This window comes from Mesorhizobium sp. M2A.F.Ca.ET.039.01.1.1, assembly GCF_003998035.1.
Classification (GTDB): Bacteria; Pseudomonadota; Alphaproteobacteria; order Rhizobiales; family Rhizobiaceae; genus Mesorhizobium.
This window is the reverse complement of the sequence record NZ_RZRY01000453.1, coordinates 1-5,294: the sequence shown is the minus strand read 5'-3', so window position 1 is coordinate 5,294 and position 5,294 is coordinate 1. Positions and strand designations below refer to the sequence as shown.

5 protein-coding genes are annotated in these 5,294 nt (G+C 64.8%); 4 read left to right on the top strand and 1 reads right to left on the bottom strand.

The window, feature by feature from the left end:
- The 3 genes from EOA24_RS26575 to EOA24_RS26565 form a co-directional block, all read left to right on the top strand.
- A partial coding sequence (locus tag EOA24_RS26575) for an HlyD family secretion protein (RefSeq protein ID WP_133374622.1) occupies positions 1 to 995 on the top strand: 995 nt, incomplete at its 5' end.
- Between the two features lie 296 nt (positions 996 to 1,291).
- Positions 1,292 to 2,824, top strand: a complete 1,533-nt coding sequence (locus EOA24_RS26570; protein WP_126083176.1) for a DHA2 family efflux MFS transporter permease subunit — start codon at positions 1,292 to 1,294, stop codon at positions 2,822 to 2,824.
- 76 nt (positions 2,825 to 2,900) lie between these two features.
- Complete coding sequence (locus EOA24_RS26565; protein ID WP_126083175.1) at positions 2,901 to 3,878, top strand: 2OG-Fe(II) oxygenase family protein; 978 nt, start codon at positions 2,901 to 2,903, stop codon at positions 3,876 to 3,878.
- Positions 3,879 to 3,893: 15 nt separating this feature from the next.
- Here the strand turns inward: EOA24_RS26565 and EOA24_RS26560 are convergent, their stop codons facing one another.
- Positions 3,894 to 4,400, bottom strand: coding sequence for a CAP domain-containing protein (locus tag EOA24_RS26560; RefSeq protein WP_126083174.1), 507 nt, complete (start codon positions 4,398 to 4,400; stop codon positions 3,894 to 3,896).
- Positions 4,401 to 4,567: 167 nt separating this feature from the next.
- On the opposite strand from EOA24_RS26560, the gene EOA24_RS26555 reads away from it, so the two are divergent.
- A partial coding sequence (locus tag EOA24_RS26555; RefSeq protein WP_127410236.1) for a DUF2189 domain-containing protein occupies positions 4,568 to 5,294 on the top strand: 727 nt, incomplete at its 3' end.

The window sequence follows — 5,294 nt, the reverse complement described above, 5'->3', positions numbered from 1 at the left end:
GCTCCTATGTCTGGGTGACGGGCGGCCGCTATCAGGAAACCGAGAACGCCAATCTGCAGCAGGCCAGGATTTCTGTCGCCTCCGACACGGCCGGCCGTATCGTTCAGGTCGGCATCGCCGACAACCAGCTGGTCAAGCAGGGCGACCTTCTCTTCGTCATCGATCCCGAGCCTTACAGGATCGCGCTCGCCCAGGCCGATGCGGCGGTCGCCGCGGCGCGCCTCAATGTCGAGCAGCTGCGCGCCGCCTACAGCCAGGCGATGGCGCAGGAGAAGTCCGCTTCGAGCGAGGTCGACTATGCGCAGTCGCAATATGACCGCGCCGCCGATCTCGCGCAGAAGGGCATCAACGCCAAGTCCTCGCTCGATCAGGCCCGCAACGATCTTGACAAGGCCAAGCAGCAGCTGGCCGTCGCGCAGCAGGGCATCGTCAGCGCCAAGGCGGCGCTCGGCGGCAACCCCGAGATCGAGACCGACCAGCATCCGACCGTGATGGCCGCTTTGGCCGCGCGCGACAAGGCGGCCTATGACCTGGCGCAGACGACGGTGAAGGCGCCGGCCGACGGCGTCATCTACCAGGCGGCTTCCTTCAAGGTTGGCCAGTATGTTTCCGTCGGCACGCCGCTCTTCGCGCTGGTCGAGACCGGCGACACCTGGATCGACGCCAATTTCAAGGAGACCCAGCTCACCAACATGAAGCCGGGCCAGAAGGCCGAGATCGTCGTCGACACCTATCCGGGCCGCACCTTCGAGGCGACCGTCACGGCGATCGGCGCCGGCACGGGCGCGGAGTTCTCGCTGCTGCCCGCGCAAAACGCCACCGGCAACTGGGTCAAGGTCACGCAGCGCATTCCCGTGCGCCTGGAACTGACTGATCCTGATGCCAAGATGGCGCTGCGCACCGGTATGAGCGCGACCGTCACCGTCGACACCGGCGTGGCGCGCGGCCTGCCGTCGATCTTCGGCCATGCCACGGCAGGAGAGCACGCGCAGTGACAATACGCCCCCGTAAATCGGGGGCGGAGCAGGGGATTGGTCTGATGGGAGGAGTGAGAAGGATAAGCGTTTAAGATCAGCCGCTTGGCGGCGCGATCAAAACCGAAACCTTCGTCACGGACCCGTCGGGCCTCAGGTTTCCGGGCGGCAGGCATCCGCTCCAACAGAGACTTTCAGTCGATGTAACCCCCACATCGATGGTCGCGTCCCACCGCGATGAAGGTCTCTCTGCGGAAGGCATTGCCGCCCGGAAACCCAGTGTACACGTTTTTGTTACCCGCTGGAAGTTCAGCATCATGAGCACGCCCGAACCCTTCAAGGAAGTGCCGCATCGCGGGCTGATCACCGTCGCGCTGATGCTGGCGACGATCATGCAGGCGCTCGACACCACGATCGCCAATGTCGCGCTGCCGACCATGACCGGCGACCTCGGCGCGTCGCCAGACAACATCAACTGGGTGCTGACCTCCTATATCGTGGCGGCGGCGATCATGACGCCGGTTACCGGCTGGCTCGCCGACCGGCTCGGCCGCAAGGAGCTGTTCCTCGCCTCCGTCGTCGGCTTCACCATCTTCTCCATGCTCTGCGGCCTTGCCTGGAGCCTCGAGACGATCGTGCTCTTCCGCCTGCTGCAGGGCGTGTTCGGCGCCGCCATCGTGCCGCTGTCACAGACCTTCCTGCTCGACATCAACCCGAAGGAGCGCCACGGCCAGGCGATGGCGATCTGGGGCGCCGGCATCATGCTTGGGCCGATCCTGGGGCCGACGCTCGGCGGCTGGCTGACGGAAAACTTCAACTGGCGCTGGGTGTTCTTCATCAACCTGCCCGTCGGCATTTTGGCCTTCCTCGGCATGGCCGCCTATCTGCCCGTCATCGCCAAGCGCGTGCGCGGCTTCGATTTCTTCGGCTTCGCCATGCTCTCGCTCGGCGTCGGCGCGCTGCAGCTCCTGCTCGATCGCGGCGGCGAGGTCGACTGGTTCAACTCGGCCGAGATCTGGATCGAGCTTGCTCTGTCGCTCACAGGCTTCTGGGTGTTCATCATCCATACGGTGACGGCAGAGCATCCCTTCATCGACCCAAAGATCTTCCTCGACCGCAATTTCGTGACCGGGCTGGGCTTCATCTTCGTCATGGGCGTGCTGATCCTGGCCTCGATGTCGCTGTTGCCGCCGATGCTGGCCAACATCTTCGGCTATCCGACCGTGACCATCGGCGTCGTGCTGGGTCCGCGCGGTATCGGCACGATGATCTCGATGCTGGTCGTCGGCCGCATCATGCACAGGTTCGATGCGAGGATCCTCGTCGCCATCGGTTTCCTGCTGACCGCGCAGTCGCTCTACACCATGGCAAGCTTCACGCCGCAGATGGACAATTGGCTGATCCTCACCTCGGGTGTCATCCAGGGTCTCGGCATGGGCATGGTGTTCGTGCCGCTGTCGACGGTCGCCTTCGCCACGCTCGACGCCCGCTACCGCACGGACGCCACCTCATTGTTCAGCCTGGTGCGCAATCTGGGCTCGTCGATCGGCGTGTCGGTGGTCGCGGCCTTGATGGTGCGCAACACCCAGATCAACCACACCGAGCTGTCGGCCTTCATCAACCCCTACAATCCCAACCTATGGGCTGCCTCGCCGGCGGCCGCGAGCGGCAACGCCGCGGCTCTTTCGCAGGTCGACCGCGCGGTGAATGCGCAGGCGATGATGATCTCCTACATCAACGACTTCAAAATCCTGATGGTGATGACGCTGGCCGCGATCCCGTTCGTCATCCTGCTGCGCAAGCCCAAGGCGGCGCCGGCGGGCGGTGCGCCGGCGGCGCATATGGACTAGGACCGCCACACCAGTTGGTCCTAGATAATGGCCCGGACAGGCTGCATCGTCCCCCCATTGAGCGGTTGTGAACGCGATGCAGACATTTTCCGTATTCGATCTCGGACGCTTCGAGACCGCAAGTGCCGCGGAGAAAAAGGCGCTCGGCCGCGAGGTTGACCGCATCTGCCGCAGCACCGGTTTCCTGGCGGTCAAGAACCACGGTGTTCCGCAAGCTGTGATCGACGCCGCCTGGTCGAAAGCGAAGGCTTTCTTCGACCTGCCGCCCGAGGAAAAGCAGCGCTCGAAGGCGCCCTACAAGGGTTATCCCTACGGATATCTCGGCCCCGAGCTGGAGGCGCTGGCAAAATCCCGCAACGTCGACACGCCGCCGGACTTGAAGGAGAGCTTCAACGGTGGGCCGCTCCGCGTGCCGCCGGGCATCAAGGACCCGGAGGCCCTGGCCTTCTGCTATGCCGAGACGATCTGGCCGGCCGAGCCCGAGGGCTTCATCGAAGCCTGGAAGGCCTATTATGCGGCTCTCGAGGACCTTGCGTTGCGCATCATGCGGGTCTTCGCCACCGCGCTTGATTTGCCGGAAACCTATTTCGATCCTTTCCTCGATGCGCCGATCAGCGCGCTGAGAGCGCTGAACTATCCCGAGCAGCATCTCGCGCCGAAGCCCGGCCAGATCCGCGCCAGCGCTCATACCGACTATGGCAGCCTGACCATCCTGCTGCCGCAGCCAGGGTCGCGCGGGCTGCAGATCGTCACGCCGGGCGGCGAATGGGCTGAGGTGCCGCCAGTGCCCGGCGCCTTCGTCATCAACATCGGCGACCTGATGGCGCGCTGGACCAACGATCGTTGGGTGTCCACCGTGCATCGTGTCGTCAACCCGCCGGCGCAGCAGGGCGGCAAGGATCGCCGGCAATCGATGGCTTTCTTCCACCAGCCGAACTGGGACGCCGAGATTGCGGTTCTGGACGCATGCCTGTCCGAGGGAGAGGCGCCGAAATATGAGCCGGTCCGCTCCGGCCCCTATCTGATGGGCAAGTTCAAGGCGACGACGAAATAGGGCGGGGGCCGACGCCTATCGGCCGAGCACCAGCGCCCAGTAGCGCAAGCCAGGATCGCGGCCGTTGCGCACATAGGCGAGCCCGAAGCGGCTGAAGTCCGGATCGAGCATGTTGCGGCGGTGGCCGTCCGAATGCATCCAGATGTCGAACAGTTTTTGCAGGTCGAAGCGGCCTTCGGCGATGTTTTCGGCCGCCGCGCCCCGCACGCCATTGTCCTTCATGCGCGAAGCGAAATCCTTGCCCCAACCGGTGGTGTGGCTCATGCGTTCGCGCGATGCCATGTAGCCGGCCTGCTGCAGCGCCGCCTGTTCGAGCTGCGTGTCGTGAACCAGCGCTGGCAGCCCCGCCGTGGTGCGAATGCCGGCCAGCGTCGCCGTGGCGGACGAAGAGACGCCGGCGCCTTCGCCGGTCGGCACCGTGACCGTGCTGCAGGCGGCGATGCCCGCAAGTGCCGCAAGGCCAGCGGCCTTGATCAGCATGCGACGGTTCATATCGGGGAGGGCGGTGGTCGAGATGCTCATCCGGTCTCTGATACCGGCGATCGTGGCTTTTGCCGGGCAACCGATGAAAATCGCATGAAGCGGCGACTTTTCGCGGAAGATCGGTTATCATGCCGGCGTTCTTGAAAGTGGCAGCCATGGGCGGCCACCCAGGCGGTGACCGCCCCCGATATAAACGGAGGACGGTTATGGCCGGTTTTCATGTCATGACGGACGCGTACGGCGCACATGTTCAGCCCACGGTGCGCCACATCTCGACCGCGGATCTTTGGGACGCGCTCAAGCTCGGCGCCGAGGATTTTTGGGCCAAGCCTTCGCATTACGTGTTCCTGTGCCTGATCTATCCGATCGTCGGCCTGATCCTGACGCAATGGAGCTCGGGCTCGAACGCCATCCAGCTCGTCTATCCACTGATGTCCGGTTTCGCCCTGGTCGGTCCGTTCGCGGCCATCGGCCTCTACGAGATCAGCCGCCGGCGCGAGCTTGGCATGAGCAGCCGCTGGCACCATGCGCTGGACGTGCGCCATTCGCCGGCGCTGCCGTCGATCGCGGTCATCGGCATCCTGCTCTTCGCGCTGTTCCTGTTGTGGCTGTTCACCGCCCAGTCGCTCTACACCAGCCTGTTCGGCGCCGAGCCGCCTGCTTCGGTCGGTGCCTTCGTGCGCGACGTGCTGACGACCGGCAAGGGCTGGACGCTGATCCTCGTCGGCAATGCCGTCGGCTTCGTTTTCGCCGCTGTCGTTCTAGGCACCACCGTCGTCGCCTTCCCGCTGCTGCTCGACCGCGACGTCGGCGCCGTCGCGGCGATCGAGACCTCGGCCCGCGTGGTGATGGCCAATCCGCTGACGATGGCCCTCTGGGGCCTGACGGTCGCCGTGCTCCTGGTGATCGGCTCGATCCCGCTGTTTGCCGGAC

Excerpts from the sequence above, each read along its gene's own strand:
- EOA24_RS26565 (WP_126083175.1), top strand. The coding sequence starts at position 2,901 with ATGCAGACATTTTCCGTATTCGATCTCGGACGCTTCGAGACCGCAAGT.
- EOA24_RS26570 (WP_126083176.1), top strand. The coding sequence starts at position 1,292 with ATGAGCACGCCCGAACCCTTCAAGGAAGTGCCGCATCGCGGGCTGATC.
- EOA24_RS26560 (WP_126083174.1), bottom strand. The coding sequence starts at position 4,400 with ATGAGCATCTCGACCACCGCCCTCCCCGATATGAACCGTCGCATGCTG.